This is a genomic window from Mesobacillus foraminis (assembly GCF_004340465.1).
Lineage (GTDB): Bacteria > Bacillota > Bacilli > Bacillales > Cytobacillaceae > Mesobacillus_B > Mesobacillus_B foraminis.
Map to the genome: position 1 here is coordinate 221,040 of NZ_SLVV01000003.1, position 25,601 is coordinate 246,640.

General features: G+C 47.4%; 23 protein-coding genes. 20 read left to right on the plus strand and 3 right to left on the minus strand.

All coding sequences use genetic code 11. The features are described 5' to 3' along the window. Positions 1–11 precede the first annotated feature (11 nt). The 10 genes from tuaB to EV146_RS05685 all read left to right on the plus strand — a co-directional run bounded on the left by tuaB (position 12) and on the right by EV146_RS05685 (position 11,861). Positions 12–1,463 carry a teichuronic acid biosynthesis protein TuaB gene (gene tuaB, locus EV146_RS05635; RefSeq protein WP_132003136.1) on the plus strand — a complete coding sequence of 484 codons (1,452 nt, stop codon included), beginning with the start codon at positions 12–14 and terminating at the stop codon, positions 1,461–1,463. After that, positions 1,460–2,653: a teichuronic acid biosynthesis protein TuaC gene (tuaC, locus tag EV146_RS05640; RefSeq protein WP_132003139.1), complete on the plus strand. Its 1,194-nt coding sequence runs from the start codon at positions 1,460–1,462 to the stop codon at positions 2,651–2,653. The genes tuaB and tuaC overlap by 4 nt, the downstream gene beginning before the upstream one ends. Positions 2,654–3,373: 720 nt before the next feature. Further along, positions 3,374–4,702 (plus strand): UDP-glucose 6-dehydrogenase TuaD, encoded by a 1,329-nt coding sequence (gene tuaD, locus EV146_RS05645; RefSeq protein ID WP_132003142.1) that lies wholly within the window; start codon positions 3,374–3,376, stop codon positions 4,700–4,702. Between the two features lie 12 nt (positions 4,703–4,714). Further along, positions 4,715–5,653: an NAD-dependent epimerase/dehydratase family protein gene (locus EV146_RS05650; protein WP_132003145.1), complete on the plus strand. Its 939-nt coding sequence runs from the start codon at positions 4,715–4,717 to the stop codon at positions 5,651–5,653. A gap of 18 nt (positions 5,654–5,671) precedes the next feature. Continuing rightward, entirely contained in the window at positions 5,672–7,147 is a 1,476-nt protein-coding gene (gene tuaE, locus EV146_RS05655) for a teichuronic acid biosynthesis protein TuaE (RefSeq protein WP_241993821.1), read from the plus strand. A gap of 13 nt (positions 7,148–7,160) precedes the next feature. Beyond that, on the plus strand, positions 7,161–7,841 hold the full coding sequence (locus EV146_RS05660; RefSeq protein WP_132003148.1) for a hypothetical protein: 681 nt from the start codon (positions 7,161–7,163) through the stop codon (positions 7,839–7,841). 12 nt (positions 7,842–7,853) lie between these two features. Further along, positions 7,854–8,609 (plus strand): teichuronic acid biosynthesis protein TuaG, encoded by a 756-nt coding sequence (gene tuaG / locus EV146_RS05665; protein ID WP_132003151.1) that lies wholly within the window; start codon positions 7,854–7,856, stop codon positions 8,607–8,609. 16 nt (positions 8,610–8,625) lie between these two features. Next, entirely contained in the window at positions 8,626–9,783 is a 1,158-nt protein-coding gene (gene tuaH / locus EV146_RS05670; protein ID WP_132003154.1) for a teichuronic acid biosynthesis protein TuaH, read from the plus strand. 135 nt (positions 9,784–9,918) lie between these two features. After that, on the plus strand, positions 9,919–10,797 hold the full coding sequence (gene galU / locus EV146_RS05675; protein ID WP_132003157.1) for a UTP--glucose-1-phosphate uridylyltransferase GalU: 879 nt from the start codon (positions 9,919–9,921) through the stop codon (positions 10,795–10,797). A gap of 671 nt (positions 10,798–11,468) precedes the next feature. Further along, a complete protein-coding gene (locus tag EV146_RS05685; RefSeq protein ID WP_132003160.1) occupies positions 11,469–11,861 on the plus strand; it encodes a hypothetical protein in 393 nt (130 codons plus the stop codon). Positions 11,862–11,935: 74 nt separating this feature from the next. Here EV146_RS05685 and EV146_RS05690 read toward each other — a convergent pair whose 3' ends face one another. Continuing rightward, positions 11,936–12,841 carry an alpha/beta hydrolase gene (locus EV146_RS05690; RefSeq protein WP_132003163.1) on the minus strand — a complete coding sequence of 302 codons (906 nt, stop codon included), beginning with the start codon at positions 12,839–12,841 and terminating at the stop codon, positions 11,936–11,938. 315 nt (positions 12,842–13,156) lie between these two features. Here EV146_RS05690 and EV146_RS05695 point away from each other — a divergent pair, with 315 nt between their 5' ends. From EV146_RS05695 to EV146_RS05720, 6 genes are all read left to right on the plus strand, one after another. Beyond that, positions 13,157–14,074, plus strand: a complete 918-nt coding sequence (locus EV146_RS05695) for an ArsR/SmtB family transcription factor (protein WP_132003166.1) — start codon at positions 13,157–13,159, stop codon at positions 14,072–14,074. A gap of 200 nt (positions 14,075–14,274) precedes the next feature. Then, entirely contained in the window at positions 14,275–15,540 is a 1,266-nt protein-coding gene (locus tag EV146_RS05700; RefSeq protein WP_132003168.1) for an ABC transporter substrate-binding protein, read from the plus strand. A 111-nt stretch (positions 15,541–15,651) separates the two neighbouring features. Continuing rightward, positions 15,652–16,554, plus strand: coding sequence for a carbohydrate ABC transporter permease (locus tag EV146_RS05705; protein WP_132003171.1), 903 nt, complete (start codon positions 15,652–15,654; stop codon positions 16,552–16,554). A 1-nt stretch (position 16,555) separates the two neighbouring features. Further along, positions 16,556–17,383: a carbohydrate ABC transporter permease gene (locus EV146_RS05710; RefSeq protein WP_132003174.1), complete on the plus strand. Its 828-nt coding sequence runs from the start codon at positions 16,556–16,558 to the stop codon at positions 17,381–17,383. A 53-nt stretch (positions 17,384–17,436) separates the two neighbouring features. Next, positions 17,437–19,233: a glycoside hydrolase family 2 protein gene (locus EV146_RS05715; protein WP_132003177.1), complete on the plus strand. Its 1,797-nt coding sequence runs from the start codon at positions 17,437–17,439 to the stop codon at positions 19,231–19,233. A gap of 3 nt (positions 19,234–19,236) precedes the next feature. Beyond that, a complete protein-coding gene (locus tag EV146_RS05720) occupies positions 19,237–20,175 on the plus strand; it encodes a glycoside hydrolase family 43 protein (RefSeq protein ID WP_132003180.1) in 939 nt (312 codons plus the stop codon). Between the two features lie 137 nt (positions 20,176–20,312). Here the strand turns inward: EV146_RS05720 and EV146_RS05725 are convergent, their stop codons facing one another. Next, positions 20,313–20,456 (minus strand): DUF3006 domain-containing protein, encoded by a 144-nt coding sequence (locus EV146_RS05725; protein ID WP_241993822.1) that lies wholly within the window; start codon positions 20,454–20,456, stop codon positions 20,313–20,315. A 523-nt stretch (positions 20,457–20,979) separates the two neighbouring features. On the opposite strand from EV146_RS05725, the gene EV146_RS05730 reads away from it, so the two are divergent. Further along, positions 20,980–21,243 (plus strand): IDEAL domain-containing protein, encoded by a 264-nt coding sequence (locus EV146_RS05730; RefSeq protein ID WP_121610977.1) that lies wholly within the window; start codon positions 20,980–20,982, stop codon positions 21,241–21,243. A 101-nt stretch (positions 21,244–21,344) separates the two neighbouring features. On the opposite strand, the gene EV146_RS05735 is transcribed toward EV146_RS05730, so the two are convergent. Beyond that, on the minus strand, positions 21,345–21,923 hold the full coding sequence (locus EV146_RS05735) for a 3D domain-containing protein (RefSeq protein ID WP_132003183.1): 579 nt from the start codon (positions 21,921–21,923) through the stop codon (positions 21,345–21,347). 271 nt (positions 21,924–22,194) lie between these two features. On the opposite strand from EV146_RS05735, the gene EV146_RS05740 reads away from it, so the two are divergent. From EV146_RS05740 to galE, 3 genes are all read left to right on the plus strand, one after another. After that, positions 22,195–23,178 (plus strand): LacI family DNA-binding transcriptional regulator, encoded by a 984-nt coding sequence (locus tag EV146_RS05740; protein ID WP_132003187.1) that lies wholly within the window; start codon positions 22,195–22,197, stop codon positions 23,176–23,178. A gap of 240 nt (positions 23,179–23,418) precedes the next feature. After that, complete coding sequence (locus EV146_RS05745; protein ID WP_132003190.1) at positions 23,419–24,603, plus strand: galactokinase; 1,185 nt, start codon at positions 23,419–23,421, stop codon at positions 24,601–24,603. Beyond that, positions 24,604–25,593, plus strand: coding sequence for a UDP-glucose 4-epimerase GalE (galE, locus tag EV146_RS05750; RefSeq protein WP_132003193.1), 990 nt, complete (start codon positions 24,604–24,606; stop codon positions 25,591–25,593). It abuts the gene before it with no gap. The last annotated feature ends 8 nt before the right edge of the window (positions 25,594–25,601 follow it).

Below are 25,601 nucleotides of genomic sequence, written 5' to 3' on the forward strand. Positions count from 1 at the left end.
CAGGGGAATCAATGTCAGTCATCAAAAACCAAATGCTCAAAGGAGTGAGGTGGACCGGAATTTCCACCCTTCTCATTACGATTATTCAAATCCTGCAGTTCGCGCTGCTGGCCAACCAAATGAGCGTGGCCCAGTTTGGGCTGGTGGGGATGATCACAACCATCGTGATTTTTTCCCAAATCCTGCTGGACCTTGGGTTAGGTTCAGCGATTATCCAAAGAGAAGAGCTCCGGGAACGAATGCTGTCGACCCTGCACTGGCTGAATCTTTTTGTAGGGGCAGGACTGTTTGCCCTGCTGATGGGGGCCAGCCCATTAATTGCCGCTTTCTTCCACCGCGAAGAATTAACTCAGCTGATCCGCTTGCTGGCCCTGATGTTTTTAATCGCGCCGGTTGGGCAGCAATCACAGTATTTGCTGCAGCGTGATCTGCGATTTAATGACCTGGCTATCATTGAAATGGGGGCAGCCATCCTGTCATTCATCATTCTGATGGTGCTGATTTTTACCATTAGTCCAATCTATGCCTATGTGATTTCGCAAGTAGTCCTGTATGCGCTGAAAGGGATTCTCTATTTCTTTTGCTATCGAAAGACATGGAGGCCCTCCTTCGTATTTGATCTTTCGGAATGCAGAGAAGTCCTGCCATTCGGAGCGTTCCAGCTGTCATCAAGGCTGGTCAACCGGATAGGCTCAAATATTGATGTGATTTTAATTGGAAGATTTCTAGGTGCGGAAGCCCTGGGGATCTACAATCTGGTCTACCAAATTGTGACCATTCCCGTTCTAAAAATAAACCCGATCCTGACAAGGGTCGCGTTTCCGGTGTTTTCAAAGCATCAGGGAAATACCACGGCTTTGAATGACGGCTTCCTTCATATGACAAAGCTTCTGGGACTGGTTACATTCCCGATGCTGATGGGGCTGACCGCCGTGGCCAATGTGTTCATCCAAAGCGTCTTTGGAGAGAAGTGGATGGAGGCGGTGCCGATTTTACAGATCATGGCGATTGTCGGTATCCTCCGGGTGCTGATGAATCCGAATGGTTCTGTAATCCTTGCCAAAGGTAAGGCGAATATCACTTTTTACTGGGATGCCGGAGTGCTGATTTTATATGGATTGACCTTATGGGGAGCTGTCCTGACCGGCAGTCTTGAGACGGTGGCATGGACCTATGCGGGAGTAAGCTTTGTGAATTTTATTGTTGGAAGGTGGTTATTGGCATGGCTGATCCAGCTGAGGTGGAAAGCGTACATCAAAACCATTGCCGTCCCATTCGGCTTATCACTGATCATGACAGTTACGGCCTATTTTATAAAAGAAACCAGCTCGGGGTATTTCCCGCAGGCAGCCATCTGGCCTTTGCTCATTTCAGTGACTTCGGGTGCCGGCCTGTACATCATGCTTTTGGGTTTCGCGTATCCAAACTTTATCAAAAAACGAACTAGGGGACAGCAGCTATGAAGGTTTTATGGATTACCAGTGCCTATCCGAGCGACATCCACCCTGGCTCCGGCGTTTTTCACGAGACACAGGTGCAGGCTCTGAGGAAAGAGGGCGTTGATGTGACGGTTATCTGTCCGGTGCCGAAGAACCCTTCGGTGCTCGGAGTGCTGAAAAAACAATATCGCGCCAATCAGGAGATTCCAGCCTTTTACCGTCGCAATAGGGTTGCCGTGCATCGTCCTGCTTATACCGCGCTTCCTGGCCAGCTAAGATGGGCACAGCCTGATAAGCGGATTGCCGACGCAGTTTTGCAGGTGGTGGAGGCAGAGCAATTGGAGCCCGATGTTATTCATGCCCATTTTGCGATGCCGTCCGGCGGGGCTGCGAGGATCATTGCCGAAAAGATGGGCCTGCCGTGGCTGCTGACTCTGCATGGCAGCGACGTGAATGTGTACCCACACTACAGCGGCAATGCGATGAGGGCCTTTAAGCAATCGGTGCTGGCAGCCGATCAGGTGCTGGCAGTGGGCGAGAATCTCGCGGATAAAACAGAAGAAATGACAGGGAGAAGCAGTTCAGTGCTCCCGATTGGAGTGGACCTCACCAGGTTTGCCGCTCCTTTGGGGACTCAACAGGGCGTAAGAGAAACCCTGAAGCTCCCTTTGGACAAAAAGCTGGTTGTGTTCGTTGGAAGGCTGACAAAGGCCAAGGGCGTCTTTGAACTGGCGGCAGCGCTCGAAAGTCTTTCGGAAGATTCGGCAATCGTCTTTGTCGGGGATGGCCCTGCTAAAAATAAACTGAAGCAGCATCCCGAGTATAACTCCAGGCTGTTCCTTGCCGGGCAGGTCGAGAATGAAAGAGTCAAAGATTACTTATTTGCGAGCGATGCCTTTGCCCTTCCTTCTTATACAGAAGGGATGCCAACCGTTGTCATCGAAGCCCTGGCTTTGAAAGTCCCCGTCATTTGCACCCATGTTGGCGGTGTCCCAGATTTGTTCGGGAAGCACAGGAACCTCCTGATCGAGCCTAAATCAGTATCCAGCCTGGCAGAGCGCATAAAGGGCGTATTGGAACAAAACCTTTCTAATCCGGATATCCAGCAGGAGCTGTATGAGCGGGTGCAGGAAAACTACAATGCACAGCGGAATGCAGGCCAGCTGAAGGAAGCATACTTGAAAGTCGTCAAATCAGCCAGGGTGCCGGTTTAGGGCCAAATCAAAGGGGAGTTCCGAAACGTTCATAACGTCCGAAATCGCAGAATTAGTGAAAATGGGGGAAGTATGAGTGAACCCATAACGCCCGGATTCCTTTGGGAAGATGGAAAAAGGTGATTATGAGAGCTTCATAGTGACCGAAAGGAATCGGAAAACAAGAAAAAGGTAGTTATGAAACGTTCATAACTACCGAACCCGCCAAGATGGTGAAAAATAGGGAGTTATGAGAAAAATCATAACGCCCGGATTCCTTTGGGAAGATGGAAAAAGGTGATCATGAGAGCTTCATAGTGACCGTTAATTTTAAATAAGGCCTCATAGACGTTATCTATAACCCAGGTTCGTGAGCAAGGTCAAGCGGAACTACTAAAAGCCCAACCCCGGCTAAAAGCGGAGCCAAAGGTCGCATAGAGGTTTTCTACAAGCCCAACCCCGGCTAAAAGCGGAGCCCAAGGTCCCGTAGAGGTTCTCTAAAAGCCCAAACCCGGCTAAAAGCGAAGCCAAAGGTCACATAGAGGTTCTCTACAAGCCCAAACCCGGTAAAAAGCGAAACCAAAGGTCGCGTAGAGGTTCTCTACAAGCCCAAACCCGGCTAAAAGCGGAGCCAAAGGTCGCGTAGAACTTCTCTACGAACCCAAACCCGGGCAATAGCCGAGGATCACCCGCCACCGCAAGAAGGCACCAACCATTCTACAAACGAAAGGAAGAATTGATATGAAGAAAATCGCTGTTATTGGAACGGGCTATGTTGGCCTGGTTTCAGGAACTTGCTTTGCGGAGGCAGGCAACCACGTGACCTGCTGTGACATTGATCAAAGCAAGATTGACAAGCTTGCACAAGGCATCATGCCCATCTATGAACCGGGTCTCAAGGAGCTTGTTGATAAGAATGCCGGGAGAGGCACCCTCCAGTTTACCAGCGAAATCAGCCAGGCCATTCGCGACGCAGAAATCGTTTATATTGCGGTTGGTACGCCGATGTCGGTGACGGGTGAAGCGGATCTGACCTATGTAAAACAAGTCGCACAAACGATTGCGGAGAACTTGAACTCCTATAAAGTCGTTGTCACGAAAAGCACTGTGCCAGTCGGGACTGGGAAAGTGATTCAAACCATTATTTCACAGTATTCCAGCGCCCCTTTTGACATTGTGTCCAATCCGGAATTTTTGCGGGAAGGGGCTGCCATCAAAGACTCCATGAACATGGAGCGGGCTGTAATTGGCGCCAGCAGCGACAAGGCCTATGAAATCATTGCCGAGCTCCACAAACCATTTACCTCGAACATCGTGAAGGCCAATGTGGAAACGGCAGAACTGATCAAGTACGCGGCGAACGCGTTTTTGGCCACAAAGATTTCGTTCATCAATGACATTGCCAATATCTGCGAGCGAGTGGATGCCGATGTCAGCAAGGTATCGGAAGGAATTGGGCTCGACAGCCGGATTGGCCCGAAATTTTTACAAGCGGGAGTCGGGTTCGGCGGTTCGTGCTTTCCAAAGGATACTGCAGCGCTGCTCCATATTTCCAAGGACTGCGGCTACGACTTTAAATTGATTCAAGCAGTCATGGAGACCAACGAGTCACAGCGGATGCTCCTGGTGAAAAAGCTGATTTCTGCATTGGGTTCGCTGAAAGGCAAGACGATAAGCGTCCTAGGCCTGGCGTTTAAACCAGATACAGATGATGTTCGTTCCTCGCCGGCAATTGACATTATCCCGCTGCTTACCGATTTTGGCGCAACGGTCCGTGCCTATGACCCGATTGCCATTGACGAAGCAAAAAAGAAGCTCGGGTATCAGTGTTCCTATTCCGAGGATCCGTACGAAACCATGAAACAGGCAGACGCTTGCCTGATTTTAACGGACTGGATGGAAGTCAAACAACTCGACTTGCACAAGGTGAAAAGTCTGCTCAAGCAGCCGCTGATCATTGATGGCCGCAATCTTTACCAAATCGAAACGATGCAAAGGCTGGGCTTCACGTATTTATCCGTTGGAAGGCCGGCTGTCCATAAAGAAAATACGATATCAAGAGCGATGTAGGAGGATGTTTCAATGAAGAGAGTGGTCGTAACAGGCGGAGCCGGGTTCATCGGCTCCCATATCGTTGAAGAATTGCTGCAGAATAAGTTTCATGTCTCCATCATCGATAACTTTTCAACCGGAAAAATGGAAAATATCGAGCACCTCCATGTCGACCTGTATACCTGTGATATTACTGATCCAAGCGTGATCAACCTGGTCGTTTCGCTCTGCCCGGATTATATCATCCACCAGGCAGCTCAGGTGAGTGTGGCGGAATCCGTCCAGAACCCGCTGTTGGACGAAAAAATCAATGTTAAAGGCTCTCTTCATATTATCGAGGCAGCAGCCAAAGCAAAAGTGCAAAAGCTGGTGTTTGCCTCTTCGGCAGCCGTGTACGGAAATCCTGTCGAGCTGCCTGTAACAACAGCGCATCCGACAAGGCCCGAGTCGCCTTATGGACTCACGAAGCTGACGGTCGAGCATTATTTAAAGCTTTCCAGCAAGCTGAACCAGGTTCCATACAGCATCCTGCGCTACAGCAATGTGTATGGCCCAAGGCAGGATGCAAAGGGAGAAGGCGGAGTTGTAGCGATCTTTTCGGACCGGATCACCAACCATGCGGCTCCTGTCATTTACGGAGACGGAGAGCAAACCAGAGATTTTATTTATGTAAAAGATGTGGCCGCTGCGAATGTAAAAGCCATGCTGGCAGAGGAGAATCTATGCGTCAACGTGTCTTCGGGTACACAGATTTCCGTCAATCAGCTGTTTCAGGCGATGAAGGAGATTGCCTGGTCCAATCTGACACCGGTTTATAAAGAAGAGCGTCCGGGAGATATCCGGGACAGCGTCCTTTCAAATGAAGAAACCTGCTCGCTGCTGGGGTGGGAGCCTGCTTATGGCCTTTTCCGCGGATTGAAGGATACGATTGCCCACAGCAGCGCCGGAAAGAAGCTAAAAATTGGCTAGGAAAAGGGAGTAGAAGAAATGATGGCAAGCAGTTCAAGAATGATGCAGGCAGCAGGAATCTCCATTTTCCTTATAACTGGGCTTGCCGCCTTTTATTCACTTGCTGAAATGCCGAAGCTGGCCGTGATGATTGCGGCCGTCTGGATGGCATTGGGGTTCGCAGTTTTAATCAAGTTTTACATTCGAGGTGAAAGCCTGTTCCGAGGCTCCATGTATATCCTGGTCATCGCGACGTTCCTGAACCAGTCGGTGCTCAGCCTCAACATTGGCTTCTTCAGCATGTTCCTCTACAGGCTGCTGCTGATTGCCGCGGCCGGACTGTTTCTTCTCCGGATTGTAAAAGAAAGAAGCCTGCCGGGATACTGGAGCGAAGTAAGAGTAAAAGGTGTTCTCGGGTTCCTCCTTTTCTGGCTGGCTTATGGAGCGGTATCGCTGCTTTGGGCCAGGTCGTTCATTGAGGGAATCAAGTATTTGTTCCTGCTGGGACTTGGAGTCGCCTTTGTGTTTCTGGCTGTTTTCACTTTTACCAAGGTGACCAGACTGTATCTGTTTTATGCGATCTGGATGATCATGACCGCGGGGCTGCTGATGCTAGGGTTTATGAACCACTTCCTGCAGATCCAGCTTCCGACCTCTACTCTTTATGGGGCATCCGAATACAAGCTTGGCTACCCGACAGCCGTGTTTTTTAACCAGAATGATTTCGCTACATTCTTGACGATTTCCGTCTTCTTTTACCTGGGAGCTGCAAAGAACAGCAAGAACGTCCTTTTAAAAACGGCCAGCATCCTCTTGGCCCTGATGTGTGTGTACACGATTGTTCTGACGGAGTCCCGGGCAAGCCTTCTCGCAGTTGGGGGCGGAGCGGCGCTTTACCTTTTCATTCTGCTTCCGCCGATGTTAAAAAAACTCGCCGGGGCCGCGGGGGTTGCCGGAGTGATTTTAGGCGGGGCGTTTGTCCTGACCAAGCTGGACGAAATGTCAGCTAATGCCGATCCGCAGGCCTCCAACCTTGTGAGGCTGAACCTGCTGAAAAATACGTTCCATTATCTGCTAGATACATTTGGGTTCGGTGTGGGTGCAGGCAATCTCCCATTCTATTTAAAACATGACCCCATCTATGAAACGGATTCGGTGGTTGAGGTACATAATTGGCTGGCAGAAATTATCGGAAACTTCGGGCTTCCTGTCTTTTTAGGCTATGTCACGATGTATGCCTTCCTTTTTATCGGCCTTTATAAAATCTATCAGCAAACCAAAGAACACAAAGCTTTGCTTGAAGCAGGCATGATCGGGCTTGCCGCCTTCCTGATTTCGAGCATCTCCCCAAGCTCCGTCAGCAATCTTTATTTCCACTGGGTCTTCCTTGGCTTTGTGATTTCAACGCTTTCAGTGCTGAAGAGCAGGGAGGAGGACCATGATGGGCAAAAGTCAGCAGGGTGGAAGAAGAGGGACATTGGTCCGCCCCAGTATCAAAATGAATTTTTTTACTAAGGAGCAAGGTTGGATGGAACTCATGTTGCAAAGAGTCACTTCAAGAAGCAGGAAATACCTTTTTATACTTTTAGCCTTACCGGTGCTCTTCGGCCTGCTGGGCTGGTTTCTGCCGGTCGGCAGGGAGCCGTCGTTACTGACTGCGGGGGCAACGATCTCTCTCGGGAACTACGATAATCCAGACATGAATAATCCTAAAAACGTCATGGTCCTGCTCTCGAAACCCTCATTTTACGAGGATAATCTGGAGGGCCTCTGGAAGGAAACAGAAGAACAGATTACCGAGAATCTTTCCGTTGTGAACGTCTCGGATAAGGTGCTTCAGCTAACGTATACCGGCACTTCCGGGGAGAATGCCGCTGAAGTCGTAAACGCCATTGCGGATGCCTTTCTGAAAATGGATCAGCAGCATTACGAGGAAAAGAAGGCCTTCATCAACGGGAAAATTGCTTCATTGAGAGGAGAAACGGTCGGTGATGAAGCAAAGATTGATCAGGAGCGGTTTATATTTGAGCTGGAATCGGCCGAACTGAACATGAAGGCTGCGTCATATGTGAAACCTGCACATGCGGAGGAAGCAGAAACCAGCAACAAAGCATTGTCGTCACGTGATCGAGCGGTTCTCGGCGTCCTGCTGGGAGTGACGCTAGCCTTTTCATGGATGATCGTTCCGGAACTGGTCCGGAAACAATAGGAGGTCATAGTTATGGAAAAACAGCCGTTGATTTCAATCATTACCCCTTCCTATAATGCCGGTGAATTTATTGGAAAGACCATTGAGTCCGTACAGAAGCAATCCTTTCAAGAATGGGAAATGCTGATTGTGGATGACTGTTCGAGTGACGATACCAGGGAAATGGTAGGGCAGTATGCAGCCGAGGATTCCAGGATCCGGCTGATTTGCCTCGAAGAAAATGGCGGGGCGGCCGTTGCGCGGAACACAGCGTTGAGAGCGGCTGAAGGAAGATATGTCGCCTTTCTGGACAGCGATGACTGCTGGAAGCCCGAAAAGCTGGAAAGGCAGCTCCGTTTTATGCAGGAAAACGGCTATGCGTTCACATTTACGGGCTACGAGCTCGTATCGCCGAATGGCGAGCCGTTAAACAAGCAGGTAGCCGCACCGGCGGAAATCTCATATACGGGACTTTTGAAGAATACGATTATTGGCTGTTTAACCGTCATGATTGACCGAAATCAGACCGGGCGGTTTCAGATGCCCAATATCCGCACCCGGCAAGACCTTGCAACCTGGCTTTCGATTTTAAAAAAAGGGCATGTGGCCTACGGGCTGAACGAGGTTCTGGCGGAATACCGGACCGGCAACCCTTCCATTTCGAAAAATAAATGGAAGGCGTTAAAGATGAACTGGTTTGTCTATCGCAAGGTGGAAAAGCTGAACGTGATGAAGGCGTGCTGGTGCTTCTCCCACTATGCTTTCAATGCGGTAGCGAAACGACTTTAAAAAGGATGGGACTTTTATGAAAAACATTCATGTCATCGTGGCAACAGGAGAGTGGTCGCTGGACGGATTGCGTTACCGTCGCCATCGTCTGGCGGAGTTCCTCCAGCAGCAAGCCGACAGCAGTGAAGTCATCTGGGTATGTCCTTCTCCGAATCCTTCGGAGGAATCCTGTACAACCTTGCAAAACGGAATTAAGCAATGGAAAATCACCGATCTGTTTCCTCATAAAATCTTTCGGTTTGGGCGTTATCTTGATCAATTTTATAAAAGTAAGCTGCGAAATCTGCTGAGCTATTTAAAAGAGCGGCAGGGCCAGTACAAAATTCATTTGTGGTATACCTTTCCCGGATTCCCGCTGCTCACCGAACTGTTTTCCTGGGATAAGGTGATTTATGATTGCAGCGATTTATGGTCCTTTCCAATGAGCGGCAAGAGATCGGTTCTTTCAACGGTCAGGCAGACAATCGTGGCGGGGGCGGAAAATCGGATCCTGAACTCTGCCGATAAAATTTTTTGCACCTCGCAGTATTTAAGGGAACAGGTAGCAGAGAAGCTGGAGCAGAATGATCATGTCTATACGTTTGAGAATGGTGTGGAATTTGACTTGTTTGCAGGGGAACAAGCCTCAGCTGCGAACATACTGCCGGAGGAGTTCGGGGGGACCGTATTCGGGTTTATTGGCGGCATCAAGCCAAAGCTGGATTTCAGGCTGATCCGGGAAGCGGCCCGGCGGAAGCCCGAATGGCTGTTTATCTTCGTAGGACCCGATGGAACGAACGGAGACCAGGATTTTCAGCAGCTTTTAGCAGAACCCAATGTCAAATGGACAGGAAGTGTCCCGCCGTCGGAGGTCCCTCATTACATGAATCTGATTGATATCGGCTTTATGCCCTATAAACCATCTCCCTATAATTGTGCGGTGTTTCCGCTGAAGCTGTTTGAATTTTTAGCAGCAGGGAAGCCGGTGGCAGGGGTTTCGCTGCCGTCCACGAAACACTATCAGGAAGAAAAAGTGTATGAACACCTGGACAGCAGCGAGCCTCTTGATTTTATCCTCGCCTGCGAAAAGCTTGAAGCCTGCAAGCATGATGCAGAGGCTATCGCAAGGCGGAAGCAGGTAGCGAAAACAAGGGACTGGCAGGACGTGTTTGCCGGGATGGTGGCGCTGGTTTAGGGAATGGGCGCATGCTTGCGAGCCAGCACTGCAGCCTGGCGGGCTGGCCAGCCAGCGGTCACCAGGGTCATGCCTACGATTCTGATTACCAGGAACTGCAACAGAGATGGAAGCATTTTTAAGGAGGAAAACAAAATGAAGCAAATTCGCAAAGCAATTATCCCGGCGGCGGGACTGGGAACCCGATTTCTGCCGGCAACCAAAGCGATGCCAAAGGAAATGCTCCCGATTGTCGATAAGCCAACTATTCAGTACATCGTGGAAGAAGCAGTTGCGTCCGGAATTGAGGATATTATCATCGTAACGGGAAAAGGGAAGCGGGCAATCGAGGATCACTTTGACAACGCTTTTGAGCTGGAAGAAAACCTGATGACGAAAGGGAAATTCGAACTGCTCGAAAAGGTGCAGGCCTCCTCGAACGTTGACATCCATTATATCCGCCAAAAGGAACCAAAGGGGCTGGGTCATGCAGTCTGGTGCGCACGAAAGTTCATTGGTGATGAACCGTTTGCGGTCCTGCTTGGCGATGATATTGTCCAGGGAGAAACTCCGTGCCTGAGGCAAATGATGGACGTTCATTTAGAAACGCGAAGCTCTGTCATTGGTGTACAGGCGGTTTCCAAGATGGAAACACATCGTTATGGAATTATTGACCCATCCACCCAGGAAGGCAGGCTTTATAATATCAGAAGTTTAGTAGAAAAGCCGCCGTTCGGCAAGGCTCCATCCAATTTAGCGATTATGGGAAGGTATATATTGACTCCGGAGATATTCTCCATCCTAGAAGGACAGGAAAAGGGTGCTGGCGGTGAAATTCAGCTGACAGACGCCATTCAGCAGCTGAACGATTTCCAGCCAGTCTTTGGGTACGAGTTTGACGGGAAGCGTTTTGATGTTGGGGAAAAGCTCGGCTTTATCCAGACCACCATTGAATTTGCCCTTCAAAAGGAAGAATTGAGATCAGAATTAATTCAATTTATGGAAGAGGCCTTGAGTGCCCATAAAATCCGGTAAAAGGCAGCTGAAGGGAGCGGCTGCCTGGCAGCTGAACTTCCTTCCTATCCTTTACATAATGTTAATCTCACCTTAACCCCTGCTTAGTAATAGCAGGATAAGATATAAGTATAGGAATTCCTTCTACTTCACTCAGATGGGGAGGCAAGCCATATGTATCATTTACTGAATTTTCTTTACCTATTTAGTGTTGCTGCTGCTTTTATCATCATTTTTTATTACTCCTTTATAAAAGCAAACCCCAATAAAAGGCAAAAATATTGAAGCTCCTCTTTCTTATCCCTCTCATGCCAGCCGATTTCCACCAATTTCAAAATAAAATCCAAACGCATAATTCCACAGCAAACAGAAAACAGAAAATAAGCCTATAAAAAAGGGGGTCAGACCCGCAGTTCGCTAAGGCACTAAAGAGGGTCAGACCCGCTGTTCGTTAAAGCACAAAAGGGGGTCAGACCCGCTGTTTGGTAAAGCATTAAAGTGTGCCAGACCCACGGTGCGTTAAAGGGTGTTTTTGTTCCCCAACCACCTGAGGAAGATTTGCCATGCGTGGCGGTCTTCCTCTTTTTTTAGTTGTAGATTTTGTTGCAATTTATCGAACTTTTTCTGTTATTGAAGGATTTTGCCATTTAGGGTAGAAGATTAGGGGGAGTTGAATTCAAGGAGGAGTTGGAATGAAAAGGGTTTTGGCGTTATTATCGGCGTGTTTGATGATATTTTTAGTGTTAGGTTCCCAAGGCAGTCCTGTCCAGGCGGCGGAGGTACTGGGTGAAGAGTGTGGCTGCCATGAGCTCCAGCCGCTTACTGGGTCAGAAAGGAACAAAATTGTCTCAACTCTATTAAAAAGCGATGAGTTCAAGAAAGTGAAGGCTGAATTAAAAGGGGCAAATTATCAGTGGGATGGGGCTCATGCCATTGAGGTAGTACAGCCGGGTCCTTCTATGACTTTGGCAGGCGCCTATTTTAACAATCAAAATGGAACCAAGATGGTTGCGGCGTTTATTTTGATGAATGGAGACATTGTATACGGCGGCTTGCAGCCGGCGGAAGGCGAGCATCAGCATTAAATCGCGGGCTAAGAAACATACATAACCATCAAAAAAAGGGTAGCACCTGCTGCGTGCTACCCTTTTTGCCTGTCTTATCTTTTGGCCCTCGCCCCAATCCTCTTCTGCACAAAACCCCCAATTTCCGCAATCGCCTCCGCTGCTTCAGGCATATCGAACTGATGGAACACATGCCACATTTCATCATAGATCTTGAAGCTGACCTCGACCCCGGCTTCCCGGGCACGCTCGACCAGCCGGACGGAATCGTCCAGTAGGATTTCATCGTCTCCAACATGGACCAGCATTGGCGGCAGTCCGGTTAAATCTGCATAGATAGGGGAAACGACAGGATCGCGACGGTCCAAATCCCCGAGGTAAAGAGCCGGAGTATTGCGGGCTTCCATTGGCCTTATTCGTGGATCCGCATCCGCCCGGGTTTCCATTGAATCCCCCGTTCCTTCCAGATCTGTCCATGGAGACAGCAGGACGGCAGCTGAAGGCAGGGCGTCACCGGCCTCTCTTAAGGACAACAGCAGGGACAGGGTTAATCCTCCGCCGGCAGAGTCGCCGCCTACCGCAATCTGCTCAGGAGAATGCCCCGAAGAAACCAGCCAGCGATAGGCTGTGACCGCATCCTCCAAGGCAGCTGGATATGGGTGCTCGGGAGCCAGCCGGTAATCGATGACCAGTACTTTGGCAACACTCGCGCATGACAGTTTAGCAGCCAGATCACGATGCGTGCTGCAGCTGCCCATAATGTATGCTCCGCCATGCAGGTACAGCAAAACCATGTCCGAATCGGCATTCGGAGCGGACACCCACTCAGCTGGAATTCCCTCAACTGAAACCTTCTCGACCTTTATATCGGGCGCAACCGGAATCATGCTTGAGAATTCTTCAAAAGCCTGACGGACTTCTTCAATTGTTTGTCCAGGCTTTTGAGCAGTCATATTTCCTTTCAGGAATTTTCGGATTGCCGAACTTTCTGGACTTGCCATCGTACATTCCTCCAATCATAAAATCGGATCACCAACCCAACCTATATATTCCCCCCTGAAAATAGGAATTCCTGCCGGCCTTTTGGCTAAATAGAAACAAAAAACCCCGGGACCACAGCCAAGCAATCGGGCTTGAGGATGGCACGTCAGCGTCTGTCGCATAAGGCATTTTTCTCAAAATAAACATATAGTCTCATATAAAAGTATTGTAAAATTGAAGGAGAAACAAAAGTTTTCTTTATAAGAAAAGTTGCAGTGAAAACGAATATGATGTATTTTTATTATAACTAATCATGTAATAAAAAGGAGATTTAAGTGAGGACATTACAGCTAACATTACAAGAAGCGATCGAAATTTGTAAAGCGCTCGCAAATGAACACCGAATGGAAATGATCCGCTCCCTGACCGGAGGCCCCAAGAATGTCAATGAACTGTCCGAGCTTCTGAATATTCCTTTTTCCTCGGCTGCGGTAAATGTCAGGAAGCTTGAGGAGGCTGGATTGATCACAACGGAAATCGTGCCCGGGCGAGGGAGCCAGAAGGTCAGTTCGAAGCGCTACGACCGGATTATCATAGACCTGGAGGAAAAGGAAGCCGCCAAGGAGGATGTATTGACCTTCGAGCTCGGCATTGGTGAATATGTTCAATGTGAGATTGAACCGACCTGCGGGCTGCTGAGTGATAAAGGAATCATTCACATTCTTGATGACCCGCGTTCTTTTTACGAGCCTGAGCGGAAGAATGCCCAGCTTATCTGGTTCCGGACAGGGTATATCGAATATCATTTTCCAAACAGGGTCCCTTATGGAGCAAAAGTGGAGGAACTGAATTTTTCGGTGGAATTATGCTCGGAGGCTCCGTACCATAATTTTGACTGGCCTTCAGATATTACCTGCTGGATTAATGGGAAAGAGATTGGCTACTGGACAAGCCCTGGGGACTTTGGGGGCGAGCGAGGTTTTTTGACCCCTGGATGGTGGGAAACCCACAATACTCAATACGGTGTGTTGAAATACTGGAAAATCAACCATGAAGGCAGTTTTATTGATGGAATGAAGATCTCCTCCGTTACGATCGATGATTTAAAATTGCAGGAAAAGCCTTTCATCTCACTGAAGCTCGGGGTGAAAAAAGACGCCAAGAACCAAGGCGGCATCAATCTATTTGGTTCTAAGTTTGGTAACTATGAGCAAGGTTTGCTAATGAAAATTCAATATGCTGCGGCAGATTGACATGCACTCAAAAAAAGGCTGACTGGAGATCGTTCCAGTCGGTCTTTTTTATGATATAAAAAATTATTATAAAAACACTTGATTTATAATAATAAATTATGTAATAATAACCCCATAAAGTTGAAAGCGTTTTATGAAAGGGTTTGCCCAATAAAAAACTTTCAGCTCCAAAAGATATTATTTTCCTAGGAGGAAACAGGATGAAATCTTTTAAATGGCTAGTTTTATTGATTGCAAGTGTCCTAGTTTTAGGCGCATGCTCCGGCGGCAATAATGCTTCAAAGTCAAAAGACGGAAAGATTCAAATCTCCTTTATCAACGGTTTTACCGGTGGTGACGGGGCCTATATGAAAAAAATTACCGACGGGTTCAATGCATCCCAGGATAAGTATGAAATCGTCGAAAGCCAAGAAAAAGATCACTATACAAAATATAAATCTGGCGACTATGACATGGTTGTCATTCACGGAAACAACCTTGAAACGTATCGTCTGGACGGAATGATTCAGGAGGTTGGCCCGTTATATGAAAAAGCAGGCCTGAAAGAGTCAGACTTCCACCAGGCTGGAATGGACCTTGCGAAACTAGATGGCAAGCTCTACGGATTCCCGATTGATATCCATCCGTTAACCATGTTCTATAATAAAGAATTTACTCAGGAAGCCCCAAAAACCTACGAAGATCTGAAGAAACTCAATGCTGATCTGCAGGCTAAAAACAAAGATCTCTATGCACTCGGTGTTCCATCTTCAGGCCTGGTCGAGTTTTATATGCTGATGATCGCTGCCCAAAACGGCGTCGACCTTCAGGATGGAAATGCCCTGAACTTTGCTCAGCCTGAGTATGCAGATGCATTAATGACGTTCCACGATATGGTATGGAAAGATAAGGTTTCTCCAGCTGGCCTTGGCCTTGATGGTGAATTCAAAACGTTCATGAAGGAAGCAGATTCCGGAAAAGCAGTACAGTCCGCGATTGCCTTGACTGGCCCTTGGTATTATGCGGCGGCGAAAGAAAAATTCGGTGACAGCCTTGGAGTTGCTCCAATCCCGCAAATCGGCAAGCAGCAAGCGGCTTACGGAAATGCCCATATGCTTGCAGTATCTGCAAGTGTTGAAGACGAAGAGGTCAAAGAAGGGATTGCTGAGTTCGCGAAATACATGTTCACTCCTGAAAACCTGATTAACTGGGCAGATGGGGGACAGGCACCTGTTCACTTAAAGACAATCGAAAAGGTGACGGCCGAGAAGGATAAATATCAGATTGCCTACCAGAACTCGCTGCAGTTCGACTCTTATGTTGCTCCGCCGCAAGTCTATCAGTATGGCGAGCAAATCCGCTACATGAATGAGAAAGTGTTCTCCAAACTTGTGGGCACGGAAAACCTGACAGCAGATCAATTAATGAAGGAACTGGAAAGCGCAACAAAGAAAGCTCAGCAAATCGCTGAAACACAACCGAAATAATAACTAAAAAAAGCAGAGTGGCGCGGGAATCCCTGCGCCATTCTCACTAAAAATGCATGAAATCAGCAAAAGGTGAGCATTAGTTCTCCTATTTAATGGAGGGTGTGTAAAATGCATAAAGGAACATCGACAAAAACATGGGCAATCCTCATGGTTTCCCCGTTCGTACTTTGCTTTATTTTATTCTGGCTGGCGCCGATGCTGCTCGGCCTCTGGGTCAGCCTTCACAATTGGAACCTGTCATCAGGCAATAACGGTTTCGTAGGGCTGCAAAATTACGTGGATATTTTAACTCCCGGGTCTCTATATAATGAAGCTTTTATGCTGGCTCTGAAAAATACGCTTGTATTTGTAGTGATCAGTGTTCCTCCGCTTGTCATAATCGCTCTGGGACTGGCCTTGGTTCTCGATAACCTGCCAACCAGGCTGAAGCCTGTTTTCAGGACCATCTACTTTGTATCCTACTCTATTTCTGTTACGGCAGTATCCGCCATCTTCCTGTGGCTTTTTAATGAAAACGGCGGTTTTATCAACAATTTGCTCGTCAGCATCGGCATTCTGGATCAGCCGATTAACTGGCTCAGTGAACAGCCGTATGCATGGCTGTCCATCCTGATAGCGACTGTCTGGTGGACAATCGGGTTCAATATGATGCTGTTCATCAATGCCCTTGATGAGGTCGATCCAAGCCTTTATGAAGCAGCCGATCTGGATGGGGCCAATGCATTCAGGAAATTTATTTACATTACCTTGCCTCAAATCAAAAACGTGGCCTTTTTCATCATTATTATGACGGTGATTGCTTCATTTAACCTGTACGGTCAGTCACGCCTGATTACGGCAGGAGGTCCGGAGCAATCCACAACCACCTTGACGATGGGCATCCAAAATACAGTTTTCGGAATGAACCAGCTTGGCATCGGTTCATCGATGGCGATTCTGATGGGAATCATCATGCTGCTCGTTACAGCGGCGCAATACTTTATGTCCTACCGCAAAAAGGAAGTGAATTAACATGAGACGAAAGCAAAAAAACATCATCATTGTCACTTTGGCTGTCTTGATCGCCATATTATTCCTTTTACCGCTGGTCTGGATGGTATTCACTTCCTTTAAAACCCTAAGTGAATCCATGTCAAGCTCGGCCATCCTTCCAAAGGTATGGACACTGCAGAACTATGTGGATATTTTCTCGCCGACAAGTGATGCGCCAATCCTGCTATGGGTGTTTAACACCGCGGTAATAACTGCCGTTGGCACGATTCTTGTCGTAGTCATTGATATTTTGGCGGCCTACTCCCTGGCTCGTTTAAATGTGCCAGGTAAAAACATCATCATTGGAATCATTATTATGGCGTTGACCATTCCGGGAATTGTGACGCTGTTCCCTGCATTCTATATTTTTAAAAGCTTTAATCTGCTCGATACCTTCATTCCGCTGATTCTGCCATATACGGCGAGCACGATGGGTGTCTTCCTTATCTACAACTTCCTCGTAAGCTTTCCGAAGGACCTTGAGGAAGCGGCCTATCTTGATGGTGCGTCCCAGATGCAGATTTTGCGCCATGTGATTTTTCCGGCTATCAAGCCAGTTGCCGTAACGCTCGGCGTCATTACCTTTATGGGAATTTACAATGATTACCTGTGGCCGTCGCTGGTCATTAACTCAAATGAAATGAAAACACTTACCCTTGGAATTGCCACCTTGATTCAAGGATCCAATTTCGTCAATCCTGCAGGGATGATGGCGGCGACCATGGTGGCAACCATTCCGGCAATCGTGGTTTTCCTCGTAGCCAATAAATATTTTGTTAAAAGTGTTACGAACTCAGGAATTAAATAAAAGCTATGTGCTTCGCCATGAATCAATAGCAGTCAATAAAGGAGATAACAGTTATGATGCGCCAAGAATATCCAAGACCTCAGCTTAAACGAAAGAATTGGTTAAACCTGAACGGCACCTGGCAGTTTGCCTTCGATGATGAAAATGTCGGGGTAAAAGAGGCCTGGCAGAGAAACGGTGCTGCTTTTACAAAAGAAATCAATGTCCCATTTGCCTATCAGACGAAACTGAGCGGGATTGAAGATCCTGGGTTCCATGATCATGTATGGTACCGCCGCGAGCTGACAGTTCCCGCCGACTGGAAAGGGCAGCAGGTCATCCTCCATTTTGGAGCTGTCGATTACCGTGCGTGGGTGTATGTCAACGAGCAGCTGGTCGGTTTCCACGAAGGAGGGAATGTCTCCTTCTCCTTCGATGTCACTCATTATTTAAACTGGGGAACAGAAAGTGTGGTTGTAAGAGTAGAGGATCCGTCAACGGATGAAACCATCCCCAGAGGAAAGCAGTACTGGATCGAAAAGTCGGATTCCATCTGGTATACCAGAACAACTGGTATTTGGCAGACGGTCTGGATGGAAGCAGTCAATCCTGTTCATTTCTCAAGTGTAAAATTCACCCCGGATGTCGATAGAGGGGATGTACACCTTGAGGTAGAGGTGGAAGGTAACATTGCCGGCAAGCAGGTGGAAGTAGAAATTTCCTTTAAAGGAGAGCCGGTGGCCAAGGACGTCATCCAGCTGTTTGAAAAAAACAATCATCGCTCCATCAACCTGTTCCAGAATAAAATCTTCCGCACTCATTTTCACCATGATGGCTGGTGCTGGACACCTGAAAATCCCAATTTATTCGACGTGAAGCTGGCGGTAAAAGAACAGGGAGAAATTTTAGATGAAATTGACGCCTATTTCGGGATGAGAAAGGTTCACACAGAAGACGGAATGGTGTACCTGAATAATAAGCCATATTACCAGAAGCTTGTACTGGACCAGGGCTACTGGCCTGAAGGCTTGCTGACAGCACCAAGTGATGAGGCGCTCAAGCTTGATATCGAGCTTGCCAAGGAAATGGGCTTCAATGGCTGCCGCAAGCATCAAAAAGTCGAAGATCCGCGATTCCTTTACTGGGCAGACCAGCTTGGCTTCCTTGTCTGGGGAGAATGTGCCGCCTCTCCATCCTTTAATGACAAAGCGGCTGCGCGCCTGACCAGGGAATGGATTGAGATCATTGAACGTGACTACAACCACCCGTCCATCGTGGCATGGGTACCGCTGAATGAAAGCTGGGGAATCCCGAATGTGCGTGCAGACAGGCTGCAGCAAAACCATTCACTTGCGATGTACCATTTGGTGAAATCCCTTGATGCAACACGCCTCGTGATTTCAAATGACGGCTGGGAGCTCACGCGGTCCGATATTTGCGCCATTCATAATTATAATCATGGCAATGCGGACGAAACAGCAAAATATGACCATTACAAACAATCCATCTCGACAAAGGAACAGCTGCTCCAGTCACAGCCAGCTAAACGAAAGATTTATGCCAACGGATTCGAGCATCAGGGAGAGCCGATCCTTCTGACAGAGTTTGGCGGAATTGGCTTTAAAGTCGGTGAAGATGCCGGCTGGGGATATACGTCCGTTACCGGTGCTGATGAATTTGTCGCTGACTACCGGAGGATCATGGAAGCAATTTATGCTTCAAAAGCCCTGCATGGCTACTGCTATACCCAGCTGACAGATGTTGAACAGGAAATCAACGGGCTTTTGACCTATGACCGTAAGCCGAAATGCGAGCTGAAGGAAATCAGGAAGATTAATGATATGTGGCATTCAGGAATTGTGGAGGGATAATCCGTGAAAAAAGGATTTCGTACCGTCCAAATGGTGAACAGAGAGGACATTCATATGAGGGATCCCTTTGTATTCCCTTATCCTGAGGAAAATCAATACTATTTATTTGGGACGACCTTCGCGGATGGCTGCGGAGACAAGGATCCGGTGTTTGAAGTGTATGTCGGCAAAGATCTTGAGACCTGGGAAGGCCCCTATATCGCCTTCGATCCGCCGCAGGGTTTTTGGGGAGTGCGCCACTACTGGGCTCCTGAAGTTTTTAAAATTGAAGGCAGATTTTATATGTTTGCCACCTTTAAGGGCGGTATTGGCGAACATCGCGGTACAGGCATTTTGGCTGCGGATCACCCTGGCGGCCCATATTCTCCGCACAGTGATGGTGCTGTTACGCCAAAGGATTGGGAATGCTTGGACGGAACCTTCTATGAAGACCAAGAAGGGCAGCGCTGGATGATCTTTTGCCATGAATGGACCCAGGAATACGAGGGCAAAATTAAGGCTATCAGGCTGACCCGTGATCTGAAGCAGTCCTTCGGGGAGCCGGTCGACATTTTAAATGCGGCGGAAATGAGATGGATCCGGCTGTTCGGAGACCCGCGAATTGAGAAGCAGGGATATCTCACGGACGCACCATTCCTGTATCATGCACAAAATGGCGACCTGCTGATGCTCTGGTCCAGCTATTCTGTTCCAAATTATGGCGACAAAGGATATGGCGGCTATACAGTGGCGATCGCCCGCTCGCGGTCAGGGAGCATTGAAGGTCCCTGGATCCACGAGGATCAGCTGCTGATGGACCGAAACGCAGGCCATTCCAGCCTTTTCACTGGCCTTGATGGACAAACCTTCCTGGCAACTCATTATCCAGATACGCCGCATGGAAGCGAGAGGCCATTGTTTCTGCCAATAGAAGAAACTGCTGATGGATTAAAGATAAAGTAAAAAAACAACCCCGGTTTCCATGAGACCGGGGTTTTTTGTGCTGCCTGCAGTGGATGGAAGCTGGCAGAAGGAGGATGATTACTCCTCCCAACCCTCATCTGCCTCCAGCCTCAGCTTTTCAGTCTCTTCAGCCAGAACTATTGCCTTTCTCCTTCAATTTTGACCACATCGCCAACTGCTGCATATGCAGGGAATATTGATTTAGAAAATTGCTTTGTCAGCCCTTCCATCTCGACAAATGCATTCTCCTCTTCAAATCGGTTGATAATCCCCTTATACATTTTCTTTCACCGTCTTTTTAAAATTTTGACTCCATAGATTTTTTGTTTTCTAGATAGGAACGAAGTTAAGCCCTCTAGGCTTGGCTAAGGGCGGAACCCGCGAAAGGGCAGGACAGTGCCTTAGAAAATATGTCTTCTATGCCTGCTTCCTAATTTAATATAGAGCTGGCCCTCTGTAGATTTAAAGATCTTGATCCCTACCATTCGTAAAGGAGTGAAGATTTCTTTCATGTAAATGAGTGGCATGCTGATTCCTCCATTAGGTGTTTGAATTTATTTTAACCTATATAGAGAACGCGTTCAACAACAATGTTCTTTATAGAGAATAAAATTAGGTATAAAGAAGGACAGGGCAAAAAAGGGTGCGTACCCCCATTGCGATAAAGCGCAGAAGGGGGGTACGCACCCTTTCGATTGTTAAAGCAGCAGTATCCCATTTTTTAGGTTAGCTTCCCTGATTTCCGGGTACATAAGAATTAACAACATAAAAAAGATTAAATACACAGGAAGGTGATCGATCGTGATGAATAGTGAAAAGCCTAATTTCTTTAATCAAGATGAATATATTTCTTCAATGTCAGGTGTATTTCATGATATGGACGAGACTCAGGAGATTTTGGCAAAGAAAAAGACGCGTTACACTAAAGGAGCGAATGAGATCATCGAGAAGGTTCAGCAGCAGTTTTTAGAAAACTGGCGCCAAGAGGAGATTGACAAAGCGCTTGATGCTCGAGATAAAAACCGATTTATGGCACTGACAGGAGAAGGCTGGGAGAAACAGCTTTAATCGGACAAGCTTGCGGTTAGATAGCAATGTTAAACAATATTATACTTACCAGTCATATAAAAAGAGCCCTTCTCGACTGAGAAGGGCTCTCTATAAAACACTTATTTTAAAATCTGGACTTTAACAGTTCTTCTTCCCCATTGGATGGCTTTATTATAAGAATTCATGAATACATCGATTCGTTTTCCTTTAATGGCGCTGCCTTTGTCAGCGGCCACCGCATATCCATATCCTTCAACATAAACCTTGGAACCCAATGGAATGACTTTAGGATCTACTGAAATAACTTTCGCATTTGGATTTTTCTTAAGGTTGACTCCGGTATACGTAATTCCGGAGCAGCCTTTGCAGTTGGCTGTAAAAGCAGAAGCGTTGACAGTTAATGTTTTTACTACTTTGTTTGTCGTTTTAGAAGAAGTGCTTGTTTTTGCTTTTGTTTTAGGCTTGCTTGCTGTTACTTTTGTTCCGGAAACCTTCAGCTTTTGCTTTGGATAAATCGTATTGGACTTAAGCTTGTTCCAGGACTTGATGCTGTTTACCGTCGTTTTATGTTTGATGGCGATGCCATACAGGGAGTCTCCCTTTTTGACAGTGTATGTATTAGACGCTGCTGATGCTAAGCTCGACATTCCAAACAAGATAAAAAATACTGGGATCATCGTGAATAAGAGTTTTTTCATGGTTTAATCTCCTTTATTTTCCGATGAATCTACAATAACATACATATATTACAAGATTATTTCAGTAATTTACTAGTTTCATTACGAAAGCGTTACCAAAAGGTGAAATATGTAAAAAACAGGATTTATTTACCGCCATAAAACCCAATTATTTATGGTAAAAATTTTAGTTAAAAGTATGTTATGATATTGTAAAGGCTTTATTTCTGTTGATTTATGTAAAAAATGACAGAAGGTTCGTCCCAAGGAATGACAGTACAAGGAGAAGATTATGGCAACGATTAAAGATATAGCTGAAGCAGTGGGGGTTTCAATTGCGACCGTCTCCAGGGTGCTTAACTATGATACCACCCTCTCCGTCAGTGAAGAGACAAAGCAAAAGGTGTTTGAAGTCGCTGAACAGCTGAGGTACCGGAAAAAAGCGGGTCGGCGGCCGAACACTTATAAAATAGCGATCGTGAATTGGTATACGGAAACGGAAGAACTGGAAGACATGTACTATATGTCAATCAGGCTGGGCGTTGAAAAACGCTGTGAAGCCCAGGGGATTCAGATCACCAGGCTGTCACTGGACAATCCCAGGGCCAGCGAAGAGGTGAACGGAATCATTGCGATTGGCAAGTTCAGCAGGAAGCAGGCAGAGGAACTGAGAAAGCAGACAGAAAATCTCGTGTTTGTCGACTGTTCACCCGACGAGGATCAATTTGATGCTGTCGTGAGCAATTTCTATCGGGCTACTGAAAATGCCCTTACTTACTTTATGTCCCGCGGCCACACCAAAATTGGCTACATTGGCGGCCGGGAAGCCTATAAAGACCAGACCGCCATCATTGAGGATCCGCGGAGGGTCAGCTATGAGAAGTTCCTTAAGGAAAAGGGGCTTTTTGACCCGGAACTTGTCTATATGGGCCGTTTTTCCGTCGATGACGGGTACAAGCTGATGAAACAGGCAATTGCCGATCATGCGGAAAGTCTGCCGACCGCCTTTTTTGTTGGAAACGACTCACTTGCCATCGGCGCCCTGAAGGCTGTCCATGAGGCCGGGATTGCCGTGCCGGATGCGGTGAGCCTTATTGGGGTCAACGATATCTCCGTTTCGAAATATGTCCACCCTCCGTTAAGCACGGTAAAGGTTTATACAGAAGTAATGGGAGAGACAGCGGTTGATTTGCTCCTTGAAAGAATGGGCGACCGCCAAATAGCGAAAACCGTAACTGTCTCGACAAAACTGGAAATCCGCGGAAGCAGCAGCTAGAAATTTTCTGGCTGCTCTTTTTTTATGTATTGTGAGGTTTGTGCGGGCAAGGGCAGTGGGAAAGCGGCTCATGGGAGGCCGCGAAGAAGAGGCTCCTGTCTCATGTCAAAAGTGTAATTCACCATAGTTAAAAATAAAGTTAAATTTTTAGTAAAAACGATTGATTATTTTTTACCTTTTGTTTAAAATGAATGTAAAGCGCTTTCGAACAAATTTTATGGAGATGAGAGGGGCTTGGCTATGAAAACTGAAATTCTATTAAACACATTTAATGAACTATATAAGGAAAACAGCAATGAAACCCGAGTGTTTTTTTCACCGGGGAGGATTAATCTAATAGGGGAGCATACCGATTACAATGGGGGACATGTGTTTCCTGGTGCAATCACGTTTGGAACCTATGGAGTGGCAAGGAAAAGAGAAGGCAGGCAGATCCGTTTATACTCCATGAATTTTGTAGACAAAGGCATCATTGAGTTTAGCCTTGATGAGCTGGACTACCGAAAAGAACATAACTGGGCCAACTATCCGAAAGGGATGATCCGCTACCTTCAGGAAGCAGGCTCAGAACTTCCATGCGGACTGGATATCCTGGTTAATGGGAATATTCCAAATGGAGCAGGTCTGTCTTCATCGGCATCCCTTGAGCTGCTGATTGGCGTCATGGTAAATGAAATGTTCGGCTTCGGGATTGAACGGCTGGACCTTGTAAAGCTTGGAAAGAAGGTCGAAAACAAATTTATCGGCGTCAACAGCGGGATCATGGATCAGTTTGCCGTTGGGATGGGAAAAACAGACTGTGCGATCCTTCTGGACTGCAATACACTGAAATACGAATATGCGCCATTAAATCTCGCAGACTACCAGATTATCATCATGAACACCAATAAAAGGCGGGAGCTGGCGGATTCCAAATACAATGAACGCCGCAGCCAATGCGAAACCGCGCTTGAGCGCCTGCAGAAGGAGCTGAAGATTGAGACCCTTGGCGAGCTTTCTGAAGAGGAGTTCGAGGCCAACAGGCACCTGATTAATGATGAAGTCCTTGAAAGAAGGGCAAAGCATGCCGTTTATGAGAACCAGCGTACACTAAAAGCACTGGCGGCCCTTAGAGCAGGGGAACTTCAGACTTTTGGAGGGCTGATCAATGCTTCACACCGTTCCTTAAAAGAAGATTATGAGGTGACGGGAATTGAGCTGGATACACTGGCGGAAGCTGCCTGGGAGCAAAAAGGTACCCTTGGGGCCCGCATGACAGGCGCTGGCTTCGGTGGATGTGCGATTGCCATCGTTGTAAAGGACCAGGTGGAAGAGTTTATCGAAGCTGTGGGTAAGAAATATGAGGAAACCATCGGCTATGAGGCAACCTTCTATGTTGCTAGCATTGGGGACGGAACAAAGGAAATCACGAAGGAGGTTCTATAAATGAGTATTCTCGTTTTAGGCGGTGCCGGGTATATCGGCTCCCACGCCGTTTACCAGCTTATTGACCAGAAAATGGACGTCGTGGTGGTGGATAATCTGCTGACTGGCCACAAGGCCGCCGTCCATCCTGACGCGAAATTTTACAATGGGGACATCCGGGACAAAGAATTTCTGAGAAGTGTTTTCCAAAACGAAAAGATTGAGGGAGTCATCCACTTTGCAGCCAGCTCCCTGGTTGGGGAATCGATGACAAACCCGATCAAATATTTTGATAACAATGTTTATGGAACACAGGTCCTGCTTGACGTCATGATTGAATTTGGCGTTAAAAACATTGTCTTCTCCTCAACGGCCGCGACCTATGGCGAACAAGAAGTAATGCCGATTACGGAGGAAATGACAACCGCTCCGACCAACGCCTACGGTGAAACCAAGCTGACGATGGAAAAAATGATGAAGTGGTGCGACAGCGCACATGGAATCAAGTTCGTCTCGCTGCGTTATTTTAATGTTGCCGGTGCAAGATCGACTGGAGAGATTGGCGAGGATCATGATCCCGAAACCCATTTGATTCCGGTTGTCCTCCAGGTCGCACTTGGTCAGCGCGAATATATTTCCATCTTCGGGGATGACTATGATACAGAGGATGGAACCTGCATCCGCGACTATATTCACGTTGAGGATCTAATTGATGCCCATATCCTCGCGCTGCGCTACCTGCAGAATGGCGGCGAGAGCAATATCTTCAATCTCGGTTCGAGCCAGGGATTCTCGGTAAAAGAAATCATCGAGGCAGCCAGGGAAGTAACAAAGCACGAAATTCCGGCTAAAATTGTTGAACGCAGGGCCGGGGATCCAAGCAGCCTGATTGCCTCTTCAGCAAAAGCGGTAGAAGTATTGGGATGGATGCCAAGCCGGACGAGGATTCACCAGATCATCCAGGATGCCTGGAATTGGCATCAGGCAAATCCGAACGGCTATAACGACTAGGAGGGAGC